We start from the raw sequence: 18281 nt of genomic DNA on the forward strand, positions 1-18281 counted from the left end.
ATGTAGCGTAAACTTTTCACCACCTGCATACGCCCGCGATCGTCGTCAGCCGGGGCGACGCGACGCGAGCGGGCCGCCGGCGATCACAAATTCAGGAAGTATTCGTCGATGTGAATGATGTATTTCAGATTCACCGTCCAGCGCAGAATCATCTTCACCGGCAGCGAAGCCATCAGCAGCAGCAAGTTGGCCAGGATCATGTAGCGGATGAAGCCCATCTTGACGAAGAACTTGCGCAAGATGGTCGTCGCCATGATCGGCGGCAGCACAATCAAGTAGCCCAGCGTCAGGATGATGCCCGGCGCTTCGCGATAGGCAATCCAGAGCAACTCCATTCCCTTGCCGGTGCCGGCGGGCGCCTTGGGCAGCCCGGTGTTCATCAACCCTTTCCAGAAATACTCGGAAAGGTCGATATTGTTCATGGCCAGCACCTTGTGGGCGTCCCAGAACTCAAAAGGACCAAAGATGTTCCAGTTCGGTCCACGCAGGAACGTGCCCAGGATGATCAGCACGACCCACAATTCGATGAAGCCGAGTTGGAAGATGATGTAAGCGAACTTCCGTTCCACGATCGTGTAGTAGCCGTTCCCCTTCTTGTTGAAGTCCAAGTAGGGAATCGCCATCAAGCCCCCCACGACCACGCTGGGAAGCACGACGCCAGCCATCCACGGATCGAAGTAAACGAGCATCTCCTGCAACCCCAGGAAGTACCACGGCGCCTTCGACGGATTGGGGGTTTTCACACTGCTGGCCGGCTCTTCCAGCGGGGCTTGCAGGCCGAGCCCCCAGAACAACAGGAACGCCGTCAGCGCGATCATGCAGATCATTTCGGTGTAAACCAGGTCGGGCCACACCAGCACCTTTTCGTCGTCCACCTTTTCCAGCGGCGGTAGCCCTTCGGCAATCCGGTCGTCGTTCAACACCGCTTTGTACGTGGCCAGCCAGGTGAAGAAACCCAGCAAGAAAATCAAACCAACGATCGGCACGTTGTCGGGCTTGGCCACAATGGCGGCGAAGTTCGGGTCGGTCATGGCCATGCCCATGCCCAACAGTGACAGGTTGAACACCAGCCAAGCCACGGCTGGCTTGGTCAACGGGCGACGGAAGACATAGAACACGATCATGCCCAGCAGCGAGCCGCCGGTCAGCACGACCGGACCATTGGCACCGCCGATGAACGCATTGGCCAATTCCTTGATCTTGACCCAAGCGCTCGGCAGCCAAGGCTCGAACGGCCAGAAGTGCCAGATCGGGAACGGCGCCCCGTCCATGGCAATGGGGGACAACAACAGGAAGAATGAGCCAAAGGCAAACCAGGCGGCCACGTTGGTGACCGGCAGGCCGAACAGATGGAAGTAAGTCTTTGACGGCCCGCGGCGCCACAACAACAGGGCGGTCACCCAGTTCATCGTGGCCAACAGCAGATAGAACCAGCCCAGCGGCTTGGCCGCCGTCACCAGAAAATGTAGTTCGTCACCGTGCATAGCTTCGTACTTCCACGGACAAGAGTTACTCGCAGTCCGGCACTCCGACGCAAGCCACCATGCTCTTGCCGGCGTTTATCGTTTCGCGTTTATCGTTTTTCGTCGCTTACAGCGGCCCGCTAATGCCGCCGTCCTTGCGCACGCGCCAGAAGTGAATCGCAATCAACAACGACGCGGCCAGCGGAATGGCCACGCAGTGCAATACGTAAAACCGATTGAGCGTTTCCTCGCCGACGAACCGCGCGCCGAGCAAGCCGAACCGCGCGTCGCTGGCGTTGGTGATCATGTCGATGCCGCCGATCTGCAGCAGTTGCTGACCGGGGCCTTCGTGACCCAACAAAGGCGTGGCGCGGGCCATGTTCGAACCGACCGTGATGGCCCAAATGGCCAACTGGTCCCACGGCAGCAAATAGCCGGTGAATGACAACAGCAGCGTGAGCAGCAGCAAAATCACGCCGATCACCCAGTTGAACTCGCGCGGCGGCTTATAGCTGCCCGTCAAGAACACCCGGTACATATGCAACCAGGTGGTGATCACCATGGCGTGCGCGCCCCAGCGGTGCAGCTCGCGCAACACCCCCAGACTCGTCACGTCGCGCAAGGCGAGGATGTCGTTATAGGCCCACTCGAGCGTCGGCCGGAAATAGAACATGAGCAGCACGCCGGTGATCGTTTCGACCAGAAACAGGAAGAACGTCACGCCACCCATGCACCAGGTGTACGAGAGCGCGATGCCTTGCTTCTTGATCGAGACCGGATGCAGGTGCAGGAAGAAGTTCGTCAGCATCACGACGATGCGGTTACGACGATCGATCGGCATGGGGTGCCGAAAGATGCTCTTCCAAAGTTGCGAATTACGAATCGTCTCGCCGATCGTGGCCATTATCGCCGCTTTCCCACGTTCTTCGGTTGCTCAGTCGCTGGTTCAGTTATTCAGCCGCTCTTAGACCGTCACGTAACAGGCCGGGTCCACCCACTGTCCCAGTTCTTCCTGGAACAGCTTGCTCTTGTCGACTTCCAACTGGCCGTCGTCGGACAGGCGGATGGCATATCGTTCGAGCGGTCGCGGAGCCGGACCTTCAAAGTTGATTCCGTCTTTGTAGAAACCGCTGCCGTGGCAGGGGCACTTGAACTTCTGCTCCCCTTCGAGCCAGTTCGGCGTGCAGCCCAGGTGAGTGCAAACCGTCCGCAGCGCGAAGATCTCGCGAACGCCGTTGTATTCGGCGTTTACGACCCAGACACCGTTCAGCGCCTTGAACCGCTCGTCGACCGTGCCCGGCGGGAAATCGCTCGGGAAGCCGACTTTGAACCGGCTGGGAGGCTCGGTGAGGATGTTCGGAAACATGAACCGCGCCGTGGCCAGGCCCATCAGCCCCGTCGCCGTCGCCAGGAACGTGAACCCAGCGGCCAAGAACGAGCCAAAGATAATTTCCATGAAGCCGCGGCGATCTTCATCCGCCTCGGCCTTGGCCGGCTTGACCTTGGCATAGTCGGGCTTCACCGGCATGGGCGGGACAGTCACCTTGGACTGGGTGACCTTGATCTCTTTGCCGGCGGCTTGCTTGGCCGACTCTTCCTTCGAGATCGGGCCAGGCTTCGTGGCCGCGCGTGCTGCGGCCAGAATGCTCGCGGTGTCTTTCGCGCTTCCCACCTTGGGCGCTGCGGCAGCGGCGGGCTTGGTCTTATCCGGAAGCGGCGCTTTACCGGCCGCGGCGGCAGGCTTGGCTGCAGGCGCTGGCTTGGCGGCGGCCGCAGGCTTGGGACTGGTCTTCGCCTCGCCCGCTTTTGGCGCGGCGGGAGCTGCACCGCCTGGCTTGTTCGCGCGGGCCATGGCCATCATATCGGCCACGCTTGGTCGCGCGCCGGCAGGCTTCTTGGCCGCCGCGGCCTCAGCCACCGGGGCAGGGGGCGCTTCCTCAGCCGCGGCAGGCTCTTCGGCCGGCGCCTCTTCAACGGCTTCTTCTATGGGCGCTTCAGCCACCGCTTCGGGCTCGGGCGCTGCCGCCTGGGACTCTGCCGCAGGTGTCTCGGGGGCGTCGCCACCGCCGCCGCCATCCATGCGACGACACAATGCGAGGATCTCGGAAACCGAAGGTCTTTTCTTTTCAGCCATGCGCGCACTCGCCGACGAAAATGAACCACGCTGCCGTCATCGAAACCCGTCGATTTCGACCAGCAACCCGATCGCGCCGTAAATCACTAACTTCCTTGCCTTGTGGGGCTTAGAAAAGGAGCCCGAAGACCGGCGCGATATTGTGACATTTTTCACGAACTCGCAACCGCTCTTTTTAGCCATTTCCCTAGCCCTGTCAACCTGCATTACCCTCGACAACTAGCACTTTTTCGCTGGCGCTGGCAGCGGCGCACGGTGATCCAGCGTGCGGCGCGGGGGCCGCCAGCGATTGGTCTGCGAACCGCCTGAGGAGAAGTGCGCAAGAACCCAACCTGACGAGTTACGTTCCTGTCGCAACGTCGGCCAGTCGTTCGCAACCCGCGACCCTGAAAGAGCACGCTCCGCCGCTCCATTTTTCCCGAGCAAAACAACGCATGCATCTTTCATTTTCAGCGAGTGGCCATAACCTACACGCTCGCGCCAGCGGTATTCAATAGGCCGACGCGCGTTTCTCGATTCCTTAATCCAATCAAAGGTCGCACGGTGTCCACTGGGTCACGTATCAACGTCGATTGGGACCGCTGGGAGGCGATCCTCCACGCCGATCCGTCGGCGCGAGGACTCCCCGCGTTTCGCCAGCCCGATGGTCGTTGGCTCGATCAGGGGCAATTGCGCACTGCGGCTGAACATTTGGCAACTCATGCCCGACATGTCGGTATTTTGACCGGCTTTTCGGTGCGCGGCCCGAACGGCATGACCATCGAGACCGATGGCCCGCCGGGGGCGATCTACCTGGCGCGCGTGCTCAACGAATTGGACGTTCACACAACAATTGTCACCGACGCCTACGGCGCGCACGCGCTGCGGACAAGTTGTCGCCCGGCGGGCCTGTCCCCCGAGTCGGTGCTGGTCATGCCGTTCGACGGCTTGGCGCCAATGGTGCCCGAGCGCCACGCGAACGACGCCGCATCGAGCCGGCGCAGCCTGGCCTGGTGCGACGAGGTGTTCGACACGCGACCGGCGCGCGATTGGACGCACTTGATTTCCATCGAGCGTTGCGGGCCGTGCCATACGCTATCGTCGATGGCCGCAGCGAGCTATCAACACTCGGCCGCGACCCAGGCGGAATTCGCCCGACTGGTCCCCGCCGAAGCGCGCGACCGGTGTCATAACATGCGCGGCCACGACATCACGCCGCTGATGGCTAAAACGCACCTGCTGTTCGAGACCATTGCCGAACGCCGCCTGCCCATCACCACCATCGGCATCGCCGACGGCGGCAACGAAATCGGCGCTGGAGCGATCGCGTGGGACACGATCCTGCGCGCGGGTACTTCGCAGGCGATGGACCGGATTGCTTGTCGCATCGCCACTGACTTTTTGCTATTGGCCGGCGTGAGCAACTGGGGGGGCTACGCGCTGGCCTTGGGAGTGGCGGCGCTGCGCGGACAAACCGCGGCCGTCCGTACGCTCGACGCGGATAGCGAGCGCGCCGCGATTGAACACCTGGTCCGGCGCGGCGAAGCGGTCGATGGCTTGACACTTGAAGCTGTCGCCACCGTCGATGGACTTAAGCTCGACGACTACCTGGAACCTTTGCGGCAAATGCGCACTTCGTTGGGCTTATCTCCTTAGACGGCTTGGCCTGTCGGCCATCGTAGCGCGCATTGCCACGTTTCAGCGGGTAGCCCCGACAACTTGTTGTCGGGGTTGCGCAGCAACCAGAGGGCGCGGGAAGGCTTTACCGCTCGATCGACACGGCGCACGATCCCTCTTGTCGCTAATGCGACCCGGACAACAAGTTGTCCGGGCTACCCTGTTCGCATCTCGGACGGCGTAACTCAATTGCCCCGTTTCAGCCCATTCCAGCAGCGGCCCGACTGCCGTAAAATCTTGAGTCTCGCGAAACTAAGCCAACGAAATCGAACCACCCAAGCAGCAGGCCCCTGAAATATGGCGACGAACATTTTGATTATCGGCAACGGTGGCCGCGAACACGCCTTGGCCTGGAAGCTGGGGCAAAGCCCGCACGTGAAGCAGGTGTTCGTCGCGCCGGGCAACGCCGGCACGGCGGTCGATGCCGTGAACATCGACATTGCGCCGACCGATTTCGCGCGGTTGATTCAATTCGCGTCGCAGAACGACGTCGGCCTGACCATCGTGGGGCCCGAAGTCCCGCTGGTGGCCGGCATTGTCGACGCGTTTCAGGCCGCCCGGCTGCGTGTCTTTGGCCCGAACAAGCTGGCCGCCGAGTTGGAGGGAAGCAAGGTCTTCTGCAAGAACCTGCTGCGCCACGCCGACGTGCCGACGGCCGACTACCGAGTGTTCAAGCAAGTCGATCGCGCGATCACTTACTTGAAGGATCGCGAAGACGTACCGGTGGTGGTCAAAGCCGATGGCTTGGCGGCCGGCAAGGGTGTGATCGTTTGCAGCGGCCGGGCCGAAGCGCTTGACGCGGTCGAACGAATTGGCGGCGAACGCGAGTTCGGCGAGGCCGGCAACCAGATCGTGATCGAAGAACGCCTCGACGGGCAAGAGGCGAGCGTGCTGGCGCTGACCGATGGACAAACCATCATCACCTTGCCGGCGGCTCAGGATCACAAGCGCGCCTTCGACGGCGACACCGGGCCCAATACCGGCGGCATGGGAGCGTACTGCCCCGCGCCGTTGGTGAACGAAGAGATGATGCACTGGATCGAGGAGCACGTGCTGGTGCCAACGGTCCACGCCATGAAGCGTGCCCGCCGGCCGTTCCGCGGCATTCTTTACGCGGGTCTGATGCTGACCAACCAGGGGCCCAAGGTGCTCGAATACAACGTCCGCTTCGGCGACCCCGAGTGTCAGCCGTTGATGATGCGGTTGAAAAGCGACCTGTTCGAGTTGCTCGACGCGGCGGTCGATGGCCGGCTCGAATCAATTCTCGCGCCGGTGTGGGACGAGCGGCCGAGTGTCTGCGTGGTGATGGCCAGCGAGGGCTACCCGGGCAAGTATCCGCGCGGCAAGATCATCCGCGGGCTCGACGAGGCGGCCCGGATTCCAGACGTGAAGGTGTTTCACGCCGGCACGTCGGTAGCCGATGGCCAGGCCGTCACCGACGGCGGCCGCGTGCTGGGCGTGACCGCGCTCGGCAGCACGATCCCCGCGGCCAAGCTCCAGGCTTACACCGCCGTGAAGGCCATCCGCTGGGAAGGGGCTTGGTGCCGCAAAGACATCTCGGACAAGGCGATGAAAGCGGCGAAGGCATAACGCAATCGTTCACCGTTGCTTAATCGTTCATCATTGCGACGGGCGCGATGAACACCCCTCCCTTTCAGGGAGGGGCAGGGGGAGGGTAAAGACGGCACTTGCCATTCGACATTGGGCTCGCTCTGCCTTCACCAATCGCAACATCCCACGGCCTTCAACGCATTTACCCTCACCCGCTTCGCTGCGCTCGCGACCTCTCCCTTAAAGGGCGAGGTGAAACACGACACTCACTCATCCACACGTCGATACAGGCCGTGGTTCTGCTCGGCTAGCGTGCGGAGGAACGTCTCCATCATGCTCTCCGGTTCTCCGGGAGCGATGCCGATCGTATAGATCGAGACTCGGCGCGTTTTGTTCTGCTTGCCGACCGCGGCCACGATATCGTCGGGCAGCACATAACGCCCCGTCGTCGGCGCGCCGTCGGTCAAGACATAGATCGCCTCGGCGTCGTAGAAGAACGCCGCATTGATCGCGTCGTAGGTGGCTGTCGCCGAACTGGGAATGATCCGTTCGATGTACTTCGACGCGTCGATCTTGTGGGCCGTGTCGGCCGGCACCAACTCCTTGTGCCAGGTGCTGATCCCGCTGTTGAATATGACGATGCCGAACTGCACATCGTCCTTCAGCCCCGTCACCGCGTTAATCAGCTCGCGCTTGGCCGCCACGATCCGCGGGCCGGACATGCTGCCTGAGTTATCGAGCACGAATACCATCTTCTTGGCGTACAGGGGCAGCCCGTAATAGTCAGACGTGCCGCGCATGACGATGTTTTCGAATTTGCGAATCGCCGGCCGCATGAAGGGTACGGGGAACTTGAAGGTGGCCTTGTTGTCGGCCCACCACTGGACCCACTGGTCCGGTTCGGTCAATTGCTTTTGACCGCTGACCAGCCCCAGGTATTCCATGGCGTCGGCCCGGGCTTCGCCGTCGGTCTTGGCCACCAGCTTGACCAGCGCTTCGACCGCCTCGGTGCGATCGATGCGGACCAACGCTTGGACCACTGCGCGGCGGACGAAAAAGTCGTTGAACAGCTTCGACTGCGCTACTTTTTCCAGCGGCACGACGTCACCGGCATCGCCCCGAGCCCCCAGCAGGTCGATCATCGAGACGATGAACAAGTCCCCGCCGCGGGCGTTGGCCAGGTGGTCATTCAAGTAGCGCATCGACGTCTGTTGCACTTCGGCCAGATCGCTGCTCAACAGCACACTGAGCAACAGCGGCGAATACTGATTGGGCGTCGGCCGGCGCGACTCCTGGTTCAATTGCTCGACCAGCCAGTCGCAAACCGGGCGCTCGTCCTTGAACTTCATCAAGACTTCGTACGCCGCCAGCCGCACCCGTTCGGTCGGGTCGTGCAGGCCGTATTGATACAGGAGCTTGGCTGCTTCGGGATCCTTGAAGGCTTCGAGCTGCAGCACGCCGTCGTGGCGCGTGGCCTCGGTCTTGGAGCGCAGCTTGTTGATCGCCTGGGCGCGTTCCTTGTCGCTGGGCTTGGTCGGCTTGGCCGGAGGAGCGGCCCACGACGTGCCAATGACCAATGCCGCCAGCCAGACCGCTAGCGCTAACCTGAGGGCTCGCATCACTTCCGCCTCCGCATCTCCGTTGCTCGCTAGCCCAGCGGCAATCTGTTCCCGTAACGCCCCAACCTACGGCCAATTGTCCCGGCAACTGCGCCAAGTTGTCAATTGAATGGGCCGAGCCAGGGGCTGATGATGTAGTATATTCCGTCCCGACGTACAAAACCCAACGCCGTATCGAGCGGCACGTGAAAAAAGGGCGTTTCGTCCGTTGGGTTTGGCCGTGAAGGGCGGACTTTAGGTGAGACGTTTGCCTGTGCTCGCCCGACGCCCTCTGATTGACACCCGCCGATGAGTGCCGAGATGCCCCGCTTGAAGTCCCCGGCCGAGCCGAGCCGCTCGTCGTCTCGCGGGGGCATTACTTGATTCTTGAGTCGGGCATCGAGCCGCGGGTGACCCGCGGGCAGCTTACCTGGCAACTCGCGCCGAAGAAGTGATCCTTCGTAGTATCATCGCCGCGCGCTCTGGCATACCAAGCCGGCGACTCTGTCGCCGTTGGGTGGCGGCCGAGCCGCCGGCTTGGGAAAAGCGAACGCCGTCCGTTCGCTCACTTCTCCTCGACGTCCTCGCCATAGCCGGGGGGGAAGATGCGGTCGCTGTCGCTCGGTTCTTTGTCTGGCGCGGCCTCGCTGACTTCGCCGCCAAACTCGCGCAGCCAGTATTCCACTTCGCTTGCCGAAACGTGCGGCTGACTCGGCTTGGATGACGACTGTTCCTCGCGCGGGTGGGGCAATTGCGAAAGCAACTGGCCGAACCAAACATCGGCGTCGACGGCGATGGCCCGGCGGCGTTTAGCGGCCCGTTGCACGCGATGGTCGCTCGACACGACCGTCAGCCGGCGGGGCGAGGTGTCGGCCTGGATCAACTCTTCGAGCAGTTCATCGGCGCTGGCGTAATCGCGCGCGAAACGAATTTCGATCCCGCGGTGTTGCAACCGGTCGGGTAGACCCGGCGGGGCTTGCGACGCATCGAAGACGACCGTCGTGATGCGGCACTCGGCGTCACTGAGAGCCGAGGCCAGCGAGTTGAGCAGGGCCATCCGCGAGCGTTCGAGCCCGCCCGGACCAAAGCCGCGACCGACGATGCCGGCCCCGTAGATCAAGTTGTAGCCGTCGATGAGCAACGCCATCCGCTGGTGCTCCCCGGCCAGCAATGAACGAGCGAAAACGTATTACCGCCCCGCTAGCGCCAGGTTCTCGACGCCGGCGCGGTACTTGACCTGGCCATCGACGATTGTCACGTCGGCCCGGCCGCGCACGCGCCAACCCTGGAACGGGCTGTTCTTGCTCTTGCTGCGCATTTGCTCGCGCTCGACCGTCCACTCGTAGCCGGGGTCGATAATCGTCACATCGGCCGGCGCACCCGCGCGGAGCGTGCCGCGATCGAGCCCCAGGATACGCGCCGGGTTGATCGTCATTTTGGCGATCGCCTGCGACCAGTCGAGGTGTCCCGGCTCGATCAGGTGGGTGATCACCAGCGGCAGCGCCGTTTCGAGCCCCACGATGCCGAACGGGGCGCGGTCAAGTTCTTGCATCTTCTTCTCGGCCGCGTGCGGGGCGTGGTCGGTGACAATGCAGTCGATCGTGCCGTCCTTCAAGCCTTCGACACAGGCCGCGCGATCGTTCTCGGCCCGTAGCGGCGGGCTCATCTTGAAGTTCGAGTCGAACGAGCGCAGCGCTTCGTCGGTCAGCACGAAATGGTGCGGACACACCTCGGTGGTCACGCGCACGCCGCGCCGCTTGCCCCGGCGGACGATGTCGATGGCCCCCTCGGTCGAAATGTGCATGACGTGAATCCGCCCGCCCGTCGTGGCGGCCAGTTCCAGGTCGCGACCGACCATCACGTCTTCAGCGGCCGAGGGCATGCCCGGCAAGCCGAGAATCATCGACACCAGCCCTTCGTGCATCACGCCGCCGGTGGTCAGCTCGGGCACTTCGGCGTGGTTCAAGATTGGGCGGTCGAACATCTGGGCATATTCAAACGCGCGGCGCATCAGCTCGGCGTTGTGGACCGGCGCGCCGTCATCGCTAAAGCCGACGGCGCCGGCCTGGACCAATTGGCCAATCTCGGCCAATTCCTTCCCTTCGCGGTCCTTGCTGACACAAGCCACCACGTAAACGTGACAGTTACCGGCCAGGGCGGCCTGGTGCTGGATGAACTCGACGGTCCCCTGGGTGTCGATCGGCGGCTCGGTGTTGGGCATGCAGACGATGCTGGTGAACCCGCCGGCGATCGCGGCCGCGGTCCCCGTGGCGATCGTCTCGTCTTCCTCGCGGCCGGGCTCGCGCAGGTGGACGTGCATATCGATCAGGCCCGGCGTGACGATCTTGCCCGTAGCGTCGATTACCTCGTGGTGCGCTTGCCGCGCCACGTCGAAGCCGGCGATCTTGCCGTCGACGATCAGCACGCTGGTCACGCGGTCGATCGATTGGCTGGGATCGATCACGCGGCCGTTTTCAATCAGGATGCTGGTCATTCGCTTGCCGTCCTTCGGGGTCGGTAGTGACGTGTCTGCTTGTGTCTTTGTAGGTCAGGCCTTGGCCTGACATCAATGTGGGATCCATTTCTTACAGCGATACCGCTTGTTCCGCAGGACACAATAATGTCAGGCCAAGGCCTGACCTACGCTTATCGCCACCGTCTTACATCTCAAGCCGTTTGCAAATCAGCCACAACACCGCCATCCGCACCGCCAGGCCGTTGCTGACTTGTTCCAGGATGACCGAGTGGGGGCCGTCGGCCACCTCGGGCGTGACTTCCACGCCGCGGTTGATCGGGCCGGGGGCCAGAATCAGGATGTCGTCCTTGGCCCGGGCGATCCGTTCGCGGTTCATCGCATACAGCAGCGCGTACTCTCGAACCGACGGGAACGGCCGCGTCGTCTGTCGCTCGAATTGTATCCGCAACAGGTTCAACACATCGCAGCGCGGCAGAACTTCATCCAGGTTGTGCGAAACTTCGACGCCCAGCTCCCGCCAGCGCGGCGAGACCAGGGTGGCCGGCCCGCAGAGGATCACATGCGCGCCCAGCTTCTTGAGCCCCCAGATGTTGCTGCGGGCGGTGCGGCTGAACTGAATGTCGCCGACCAGCGCGACGGTCAAGCCGGCGATCGAACCGCGCTGCTGGCGGATAGTCAGCAAGTCGAGCAGCCCCTGCGTCGGGTGCTCGTGCGGACCGTCGCCGGCATTGATCACGGCGCAGTCCAAATTGTCGGCCAGCAGATGAGGCGTGCCGGGGGTCCGATGGCGGACGACCATCACATCGACTCCCATCGCTTCGATGTTCTTGGCCGTGTCGATGCAGGTTTCGCCTTTGGAAAGACTGCTGCCACTGGCGGCAAAGTCGATGGTGTCGGCCCCCAACCGCCGGGCCGCGAGAGAGAAGCTAATCCGCGTGCGGGTCGAGTTCTCGAAGAACAGATTGGCCATCGTCTTGCCGGCCAGAATGGGCAGCTTCTGGCGACAGCCGCCGGTGGCGTCTTTCAGACTTTCGGCCGTGTCGAGGATCAGGGTGATCTCGTCAGCCGTCAGCTCTTCGAGGCCCAATAAATGACGATGCGTCCAAGCTGCCGCGGCCGACTCCCAAGCGCTGGTCTCGAGGCTCATGGGCGCAGTATCTCCCCGGTTGGGCCAAACATGAAAACAAGAGCGAATCGCCGGGAAACGATTCTAACAATCTAGCCGTGGGCTGCAAGCAATGCAGGCTGGTGGTAATGGGGCAGTCGAATCAGTAGCTGGCCTTGTTAAGCGGAATGATTTTTTGCGAGCGTGCGCAATGTCGCCGCCCGGAGGATGAAATAGGCGAGTGCATAAGCGCCTAGAATTGCATGTAGCAGCCCGATCGCGAGGCTACCCCACGGCGCGACTGCAATGTCAATCAATTCCGCAACGCCCCAAAACGCGAGCGGGAGTACGGGAATAATTGGCATCCAACTAAAACCACGCCGGCTGCCATCTGGCAGCGGATCGCGGATGTTCTCGATACCCTTATCGACAGTGCCGCAAAGCACCCATAAAATCCAAAAGAACCAGATCAAGAGTTGAAGTTTCCACCATTCCATGCCCCCGATTCTACTACGGTACATAAACTGCTTGCCAACGCCAGGCGGCGGTATTGGGGCAAGTTGACGCCGGGAATCTTTGGAGAGCGTAAAACGCTCGGCAATTATTCCAGCGTGACTTCGCCGGTCATTACCAGGTCGATAAATCGCCGGTTGCTTTCCAGCAAGTTCGGCAGCGTCAGAATCTCGGCCGGCGTACACCAGACGACCTTCTGCACCTCGTTCGTGTTTGGTTTCATCACGGCCAGGTCGGCGACCGAGACTCTCCACCAACTGAGATCGACGCCCCACGATGTGGTCCAGCGCCACAGTTGCCGCGTTGGCCGCACGTCGAGGGCCAGCTCTTCGCGCAGCTCGCGGGCCAGGGCGACTTCTTCGGTTTCGTTCTGTTCAATGTGGCCGCCCGGAAAGCAGTAGGCCCCCGGCGCAGGGATGTAAAGGGCGCGCTGGATCACCAGCAGCTTCTCCCCCTCGGCGATGACCGCTACCACGCCGCGACGAACCGGCTTGTCGCCGGACGCTGAGGCTAGCTGCGGCGTTTTCACCGTTTCGTCGTCGGGCAAGGCATCATCTCGGGGGGCTTCGGTGTGGCGGGATGACACAGATTTCATTGGTTTGGGCTCGCCGTGCGGGTTCATCGGTCTCGATGCCGACAGTAGAATGCCTACGGATCAAATGACAAGTTCCGGCCTGGTGCCACATCGCACTGATGGACAAGCCACCCGTGGCACCCGGTTGATTACGCAAAGTACCACGTTTGCCCCGGCTTGGTCAGGGATCACCCTGGTGAACGATGGCCTTCGGCAGCGAAATGTTTGGAAAGGATTGGCATGAGCGAACCTTCGACCGGCCCTGAGTCGGGATCCAAGAACCGGTCCTCGGTCCCCCGGTCGGGCATGTGGCCCATTCTGTTTGCCATCGCGATGCTGATGGCCATTTACTTCAGCATGAACTACAGCGAGTGGTCCAGCCGGTCGCTGATCAGCTATGGCTTCTTCATGCAACAGTTGAAGGACCATAACGTCGCCCAGGTCGAACTGGTCAGCTACAGCAAAGCGCTCGGCGAGTTCAAAAAGATCCCCGCCACGCCCGAGGAAGTCGACGCCGAAGGGAAGTCCAAGGCCACTCAGCCGCTGCAACAGAAGTTCGCCGTGGTGCTCAGCCCGCTGGCCGGCGAAAAGCTGGACGAGATTTTGCGCAACGAGTTGGGCGAGCACTATCGAGCCAACTTGCCGACGGACAACACGGTGCCCCAGATGATCTTGTATCTGGTTGTGCCGCTGATCTTTTTGGCCATTGTCTGGATGATGGTCCGGCGGATGCGCGACCAGTTCATGGGGGGCGGCATCTTGTCAGCCTTTGGCAAGAGCCCCGCCAAGCGCTACGAGAGCAACGCGCAGCGGATCACGTTCGCCGACGTGGCCGGCCTGGAAAACGTCAAGAACGACCTGGCCGAAGTGGTCGAGTTCCTGAAGAACCCCGAGAAGTTCCAACGCCTGGGAGGGCGCATTCCCAAGGGGGTGCTCTTGATGGGGCCGCCGGGAACCGGCAAGACCCTGTTGGCCAAGGCGGTCGCCGGCGAGGCGGGCGTGCCGTTCTTTTCGATCAGCGGCTCGGAGTTCATTCAAATGTTCGTCGGCGTCGGCGCCAGCCGAGTGCGCGACATGTTCAAAACGGCCAAAGAATCGTCGCCGTGCATTTTGTTCGTCGACGAAATCGACGCCGTGGGGCGCATCCGCGGCGCTGGCCTGGGCAGCGGCCAGGACGAACGCGAGCAGACACTGAACCAGATTCTGAGCGAGATGGACGGCTTCACGCCGACTGAATCGGTGATCGTATTGGCCGCGACCAATCGGCCCGACGTGCTTGATCCGGCGCTGTTGCGGCCGGGACGTTTCGATCGGCACATCACGGTCGACCGGCCGAACCTGGCGGGTCGTGTGGCCATTTTCAAGGTTCACACCCGGAACGTGGTGCTGGCTGACGATGTCGATATCGAACGCCTGGCCGCCGGCACGGTGGGGCTCACCGGAGCCGACATTCGCAATCTGGTCAACGAAGCGGCGCTGTGGGCGACGCGCGAAGGAAAAGACCGCGTCACGATGGAGGACTTTGAAGTTGCCCGGGACCGGGTGCTGATGGGCCCCAAGCGCGAGGAAGTGCTGGCCGGCAAGGAAAAGACGATGACCGCCTATCACGAGTCGGGGCACGCGCTGCTGGCGTGGTTGCTGCCCGGCACCGACAAGGTCCACAAGGTGACGATCATTCCGCGCGGACGCGCGCTCGGCGTGACGCAACTTTTGCCGGCCGAGGACCGGATGAACATCGGCGAGGAAGAGTTGCATTCGCGGCTGGTGTTCATGCTCGGTGGTCGCGCGGCCGAAAAGCTGGTGTTTGGCGAGTATAGCGCCGGCGCCGAGGACGACCTGAGGCGGTGTACCCAGTTGGCCCGCCGGATGGTGACGCATTGGGGAATGAGCGAGCGCGTGGGGCCGGTGGCCTATCGCTCGAGCGAAGAAAACCCGTTCCTGGGGCGCGAGATCATCGAGCAGCGCGAGTTCAGCGAGCACATGGCCCAGGTGATCGACGAAGAAGTCTCCAAGATACTCCACGAGGCGGCCGATCGCTCGTTCAAGATGCTCGAAGAGCAGCGCCCGCAACTCGACCTGCTGGCCAAGACGCTGGAAGAGCGCGAGATTCTGGACGAACGGGACTTGGAGCTATTACTAGGCCCCGCGGCGGCGCGAAACGGCCGGAATACCGCGGTGATCGCCCCCGGCGGCAGCCTGGATCCCGTCGCCACCGGCGCCAATGTGGGGGCGAAGGCGAGCGGGCAGGCGTAGCGCACAACGCTCGCAGGCAGGTAACACCCGCAATTCTTCCGTCATTCCCGCGCAGGCGGGAATCTAGCGTGGAGACTTTTGCCCCCTAGATTCCCGCCTGCGCGGGAATGACGGACGGGGGGATTGCGCTCCAGCCAGGTTCAGAAGTGCAGGCGTTTTTTCCGACGCGCGGGGCAAACGCCTCTTGAGACGCGCCGGCGGGCTAGTATCCTCAATGGCTCGCGTCGGTGGCGTTCACTCCCACTCGACGAGTTTGCCAACCCGAAAGGAACGCTCGCATGTCTCGCTTGCAAAACTTCTCGTCGCGACGTTGGGTCGTGACTTCCGTGGCGCTTGTGGCCCTGGCCGTCGTGGCCTGGGGGCTACGGTCGCACGCTCTTGCCAACTTACCCGCCGAAGGAACCAGCCCGATGCTCGCCCACATTGTCTATTTCTCGTTGAACGACCCGACCGACGCCAACCGGCAGAAGCTGGTCGATGCCTGTGACAAGTATCTGTCCAAGCACCCAGGCACGGTGTTCTACTGTACCGGCACGCTGGCCGATCTGGCCCGGCCGGTGAACGACCGGGACTTTGACGTCGCGCTGCACGTGATCTTCAAGGACCGAGCCGCGCACGACGCCTATCAGACCGCGCCGCTCCACTTGCAATTCATTGCCGAGAACAAGGAAACTTGGAAGAAGGTCCGCGTGTTCGATAGTGATATCGCGGCCAAGTGATTACCGACGCTACTCAACACGACACCAGCCGCCCCAAAACATTCCCGCCCACTCAACCCACGTGAGGTTCCCGCCATGGCTCGCCAACGTACTCGTCGCTCGTTCATGAAAGAATCCGGCCTGGCCGGCGTCGGCTTTTGGGTCGCCGCGGGTCTGCAAGCCCAGCAAAGCAAATCGCCCAACGAGCGCGTGCAGGTGGCGTGCATTGGCGTCGGCGGCAAGGGTTCGAGCGACACCGATCAGGCCGGCCAGGTGGCCGAGATCGTGGCGCTGTGCGACATCGACGAAAACTACTTGAACAAGAAGGCCGAGAAGTTCCCCGACGCCAAGAAGTACTACGACTTCCGCCAGATGCTCGATGAAATGGGCAAGTCGATCGACGCCGTCACGGTCAGCACGCCCGACCACACCCACGCGCCGGCCAGCATGATGGCCATGAAGCTGGGCAAGCACGTCTATTGCCAGAAGCCGCTGACGCACACCGTGCATGAAGCCCGGCTGATGCGCGAAACCGCGGCCAAGATGAACGTCGTGACCCAGATGGGCAATCAGGGAACGGCGGCCAACGGCCTGCGCCGCGCGGCCGAGATTCTGCGCGCCGGAGTATTGGGCGACGTCAAGGAAGTACACGTTTGGACCAATCGGCCGGTCTGGCCGCAAAGCTCCGACGCCATTCTGATGACCAAGGCCGGCCGCGCCGCGGCATTGTCGGCGCTGCATGGCAAGGCGCTGGCCGAGTTGCCCGCCACGCCGGTCCCGTCGCACGTGCATTGGGATTTGTTCCTCGGCCCCGCGCCGGAACGTCCCTACGAAGAGCGCGTCTATCACCCGTTCAACTGGCGCGGCTGGTGGGACTATGGCACCGGGGCGCTCGGGGACATGGCCTGTCACACGGCGAACATGGCGTTCAACGCGCTCAAGCTGACCGCGCCGTCGTCGATCGACGCCAAGAGTGCCGAGGTCAATCCCGAGACGTTCCCCAGTTGGGCTGTGATTCATTTCCAGTTCCCCGGCATCGAAGGGCGCGGGCCGATCAAGTTCGTCTGGTACGAAGGGCAAGAACGGGCTCGCAAGAAGCTGCCGCCGGACTCGCTGCTGCAAGGGGAAAAGCCGAGCGACAGCGGCTCGCTGATCATCGGCGAGAAGGGGACCCTCTATTCGCCCAACGACTACGGGGCCGAGTACAAGTTCCTGGGCCCTCACGCCAAGGAGATCGTGGCGGCCTGCGAGCAGGTGCCCGAGACGATTCCTCGGAACGGCAAGGGTGACCTGGGCATGAAGGAAGAGTGGATCGCCGGCATCAAGGGTGGCCCGGCCCCGATGTCGAACTTCCAGTACGCCAGCACACTGACCGAGTCGATTTTACTGGGCAACGTAGCCATCAAGGCCGGCCGCAAGGTCGAATACGACGGCGCGACGGGCAAGGTGACGAACGACCCGAGCCTGAACGCGCTGTTGACCAAGGAATACCGCAGCGGCTGGACGCTGTGAGCGAGTGCTGACTGCGGAATGATGAGTGATGAATGGCCGGCGTTCGCCGCGCCGGCCATCCGCATCAACGTGCTAACCACCATAAGCCCAGGGGTTCCACCCCCTGGGCTTTTTTATTGCCATTCAGGGACACATGAAGACACCATCGCGAGCCCCGGGCGGCCGGCCGAGCAGGAGCCACGAACTTCGCCTGCGATCAATGGGGGGCGAAAGCGCAACCACAACAGGAAGCCGCCCAGCACCGCCATCGATAGGGCAAAGTACGGCAGCGGGTTCACCGACGCACCACGCTCGGCTTGCGAACGCTTGAGGTGGCGAATCGCGAAATTGAGCGCGATCGCAATGGCGACCGTCGACAGTATTCCCAGGCCGAAATAGGCGCCCAAAACAACCGGGCCGGCCAGCAACAGTAAAGCGATCAAAGCAGGTCGTTGCCAGCGACCTGAGTTAGCTTCGACGGTTTGCCGAGGCGCTTCATAAGGGTTTGATTCCTCTGCCATGGCGGCATCATAGCGAGTGAATCAGCTTTCCGCCAAAGCTACTTCGGTTGATGTCATCGGACGGCGATCAGTAGGCGGCATTCGAGTTTCGAGCGTCATTCCCGCGCAGGCGGGAATCTAGACGTCAACCGCCACCACTAGATTCCCGCCTGCGCGGGAATGACGGTATCGACCGGCAAGGATCAGCATTGGCGCCCGCCAGGTGGGCGCGATTTGAAGTTGAGAGGGGATCCTCATCCGGCCTTCGG

15 protein-coding genes are annotated in these 18281 nt (G+C 62.3%); 5 read left to right on the forward strand and 10 right to left on the reverse strand.

What is annotated here, in order from left to right:
• Positions 1–83: 83 nt before the first annotated feature.
• From JSS27_00185 to JSS27_00195, 3 genes are all read right to left on the reverse strand, one after another.
• Positions 84–1484, reverse strand: coding sequence for a hypothetical protein (locus tag JSS27_00185; GenBank protein MBS0207344.1), 1401 nt, complete (start codon positions 1482–1484; stop codon positions 84–86).
• Positions 1485–1590: 106 nt separating this feature from the next.
• Entirely contained in the window at positions 1591–2367 is a 777-nt protein-coding gene (locus tag JSS27_00190; protein MBS0207345.1) for a cytochrome b N-terminal domain-containing protein, read from the reverse strand.
• 60 nt (positions 2368–2427) lie between these two features.
• Positions 2428–2991 carry a ubiquinol-cytochrome c reductase iron-sulfur subunit gene (locus JSS27_00195; GenBank protein MBS0207346.1) on the reverse strand — a complete coding sequence of 188 codons (564 nt, stop codon included), beginning with the start codon at positions 2989–2991 and terminating at the stop codon, positions 2428–2430.
• A 1149-nt stretch (positions 2992–4140) separates the two neighbouring features.
• On the opposite strand from JSS27_00195, the gene JSS27_00200 reads away from it, so the two are divergent.
• Together JSS27_00200 and purD are read left to right on the forward strand one after the other, a co-directional pair.
• Positions 4141–5232 (forward strand): DUF4392 domain-containing protein, encoded by a 1092-nt coding sequence (locus tag JSS27_00200; protein MBS0207347.1) that lies wholly within the window; start codon positions 4141–4143, stop codon positions 5230–5232.
• Positions 5233–5550: 318 nt separating this feature from the next.
• The gene (purD, locus tag JSS27_00205; protein ID MBS0207348.1) at positions 5551–6843 is read left to right on the forward strand and encodes a phosphoribosylamine--glycine ligase; all 1293 of its coding nucleotides are present in this window, start codon (positions 5551–5553) and stop codon (positions 6841–6843) included.
• A gap of 227 nt (positions 6844–7070) precedes the next feature.
• On the opposite strand, the gene JSS27_00210 is transcribed toward purD, so the two are convergent.
• The 6 genes from JSS27_00210 to JSS27_00235 all read right to left on the reverse strand — a co-directional run bounded on the left by JSS27_00210 (position 7071) and on the right by JSS27_00235 (position 13043).
• Positions 7071–8423: a VWA domain-containing protein gene (locus JSS27_00210; protein MBS0207349.1), complete on the reverse strand. Its 1353-nt coding sequence runs from the start codon at positions 8421–8423 to the stop codon at positions 7071–7073.
• 544 nt (positions 8424–8967) lie between these two features.
• Positions 8968–9549: an NYN domain-containing protein gene (locus tag JSS27_00215; protein MBS0207350.1), complete on the reverse strand. Its 582-nt coding sequence runs from the start codon at positions 9547–9549 to the stop codon at positions 8968–8970.
• Positions 9550–9591: 42 nt separating this feature from the next.
• The gene (locus JSS27_00220; protein ID MBS0207351.1) at positions 9592–10896 is read right to left on the reverse strand and encodes a dihydroorotase; all 1305 of its coding nucleotides are present in this window, start codon (positions 10894–10896) and stop codon (positions 9592–9594) included.
• Positions 10897–11062: 166 nt separating this feature from the next.
• Positions 11063–12025: an aspartate carbamoyltransferase catalytic subunit gene (locus JSS27_00225; protein ID MBS0207352.1), complete on the reverse strand. Its 963-nt coding sequence runs from the start codon at positions 12023–12025 to the stop codon at positions 11063–11065.
• A gap of 137 nt (positions 12026–12162) precedes the next feature.
• Positions 12163–12480: a hypothetical protein gene (locus JSS27_00230; GenBank protein ID MBS0207353.1), complete on the reverse strand. Its 318-nt coding sequence runs from the start codon at positions 12478–12480 to the stop codon at positions 12163–12165.
• 104 nt (positions 12481–12584) lie between these two features.
• Positions 12585–13043 carry an NUDIX hydrolase gene (locus tag JSS27_00235; GenBank protein MBS0207354.1) on the reverse strand — a complete coding sequence of 153 codons (459 nt, stop codon included), beginning with the start codon at positions 13041–13043 and terminating at the stop codon, positions 12585–12587.
• Positions 13044–13310: 267 nt separating this feature from the next.
• Between JSS27_00235 and ftsH the strand changes: the two genes are divergently transcribed.
• From ftsH to JSS27_00250, 3 genes are all read left to right on the forward strand, one after another.
• Positions 13311–15323 (forward strand): ATP-dependent zinc metalloprotease FtsH, encoded by a 2013-nt coding sequence (ftsH, locus tag JSS27_00240; GenBank protein MBS0207355.1) that lies wholly within the window; start codon positions 13311–13313, stop codon positions 15321–15323.
• A gap of 410 nt (positions 15324–15733) precedes the next feature.
• On the forward strand, positions 15734–16042 hold the full coding sequence (locus tag JSS27_00245; protein ID MBS0207356.1) for a Dabb family protein: 309 nt from the start codon (positions 15734–15736) through the stop codon (positions 16040–16042).
• Positions 16043–16117: 75 nt separating this feature from the next.
• The gene (locus tag JSS27_00250; protein MBS0207357.1) at positions 16118–17533 is read left to right on the forward strand and encodes a Gfo/Idh/MocA family oxidoreductase; all 1416 of its coding nucleotides are present in this window, start codon (positions 16118–16120) and stop codon (positions 17531–17533) included.
• A gap of 113 nt (positions 17534–17646) precedes the next feature.
• On the opposite strand, the gene JSS27_00255 is transcribed toward JSS27_00250, so the two are convergent.
• On the reverse strand, positions 17647–18033 hold the full coding sequence (locus JSS27_00255; GenBank protein MBS0207358.1) for a hypothetical protein: 387 nt from the start codon (positions 18031–18033) through the stop codon (positions 17647–17649).
• Between the last annotated feature and the right edge of the window lie 248 nt (positions 18034–18281).

This window comes from Planctomycetota bacterium (genome assembly GCA_018242585.1).
GTDB lineage: Bacteria > Planctomycetota > Planctomycetia > Pirellulales > PNKZ01 > JAFEBQ01.

Bases quoted from the DNA above. Each gene is read 5' to 3' on its own strand.
- JSS27_00255 (MBS0207358.1), bottom strand. From the start codon at position 18,033: ATGGCAGAGGAATCAAACCCTTATGAAGCGCCTCGGCAAACCGTCGAA.
- JSS27_00225 (MBS0207352.1), bottom strand. From the start codon at position 12,025: ATGAGCCTCGAGACCAGCGCTTGGGAGTCGGCCGCGGCAGCTTGGACG.
- purD (MBS0207348.1), top strand. From the start codon at position 5,551: ATGGCGACGAACATTTTGATTATCGGCAACGGTGGCCGCGAACACGCC.
- JSS27_00190 (MBS0207345.1), bottom strand. From the start codon at position 2,367: ATGGCCACGATCGGCGAGACGATTCGTAATTCGCAACTTTGGAAGAGC.
- JSS27_00230 (MBS0207353.1), bottom strand. From the start codon at position 12,480: ATGGAATGGTGGAAACTTCAACTCTTGATCTGGTTCTTTTGGATTTTA.
- JSS27_00245 (MBS0207356.1), top strand. From the start codon at position 15,734: ATGCTCGCCCACATTGTCTATTTCTCGTTGAACGACCCGACCGACGCC.
- JSS27_00210 (MBS0207349.1), bottom strand. From the start codon at position 8,423: ATGCGAGCCCTCAGGTTAGCGCTAGCGGTCTGGCTGGCGGCATTGGTC.
- JSS27_00185 (MBS0207344.1), bottom strand. From the start codon at position 1,484: ATGCACGGTGACGAACTACATTTTCTGGTGACGGCGGCCAAGCCGCTG.
- JSS27_00215 (MBS0207350.1), bottom strand. From the start codon at position 9,549: ATGGCGTTGCTCATCGACGGCTACAACTTGATCTACGGGGCCGGCATC.
- JSS27_00250 (MBS0207357.1), top strand. From the start codon at position 16,118: ATGGCTCGCCAACGTACTCGTCGCTCGTTCATGAAAGAATCCGGCCTG.
- JSS27_00220 (MBS0207351.1), bottom strand. From the start codon at position 10,896: ATGACCAGCATCCTGATTGAAAACGGCCGCGTGATCGATCCCAGCCAA.
- JSS27_00195 (MBS0207346.1), bottom strand. From the start codon at position 2,991: ATGCCGGTGAAGCCCGACTATGCCAAGGTCAAGCCGGCCAAGGCCGAG.
- ftsH (MBS0207355.1), top strand. From the start codon at position 13,311: ATGAGCGAACCTTCGACCGGCCCTGAGTCGGGATCCAAGAACCGGTCC.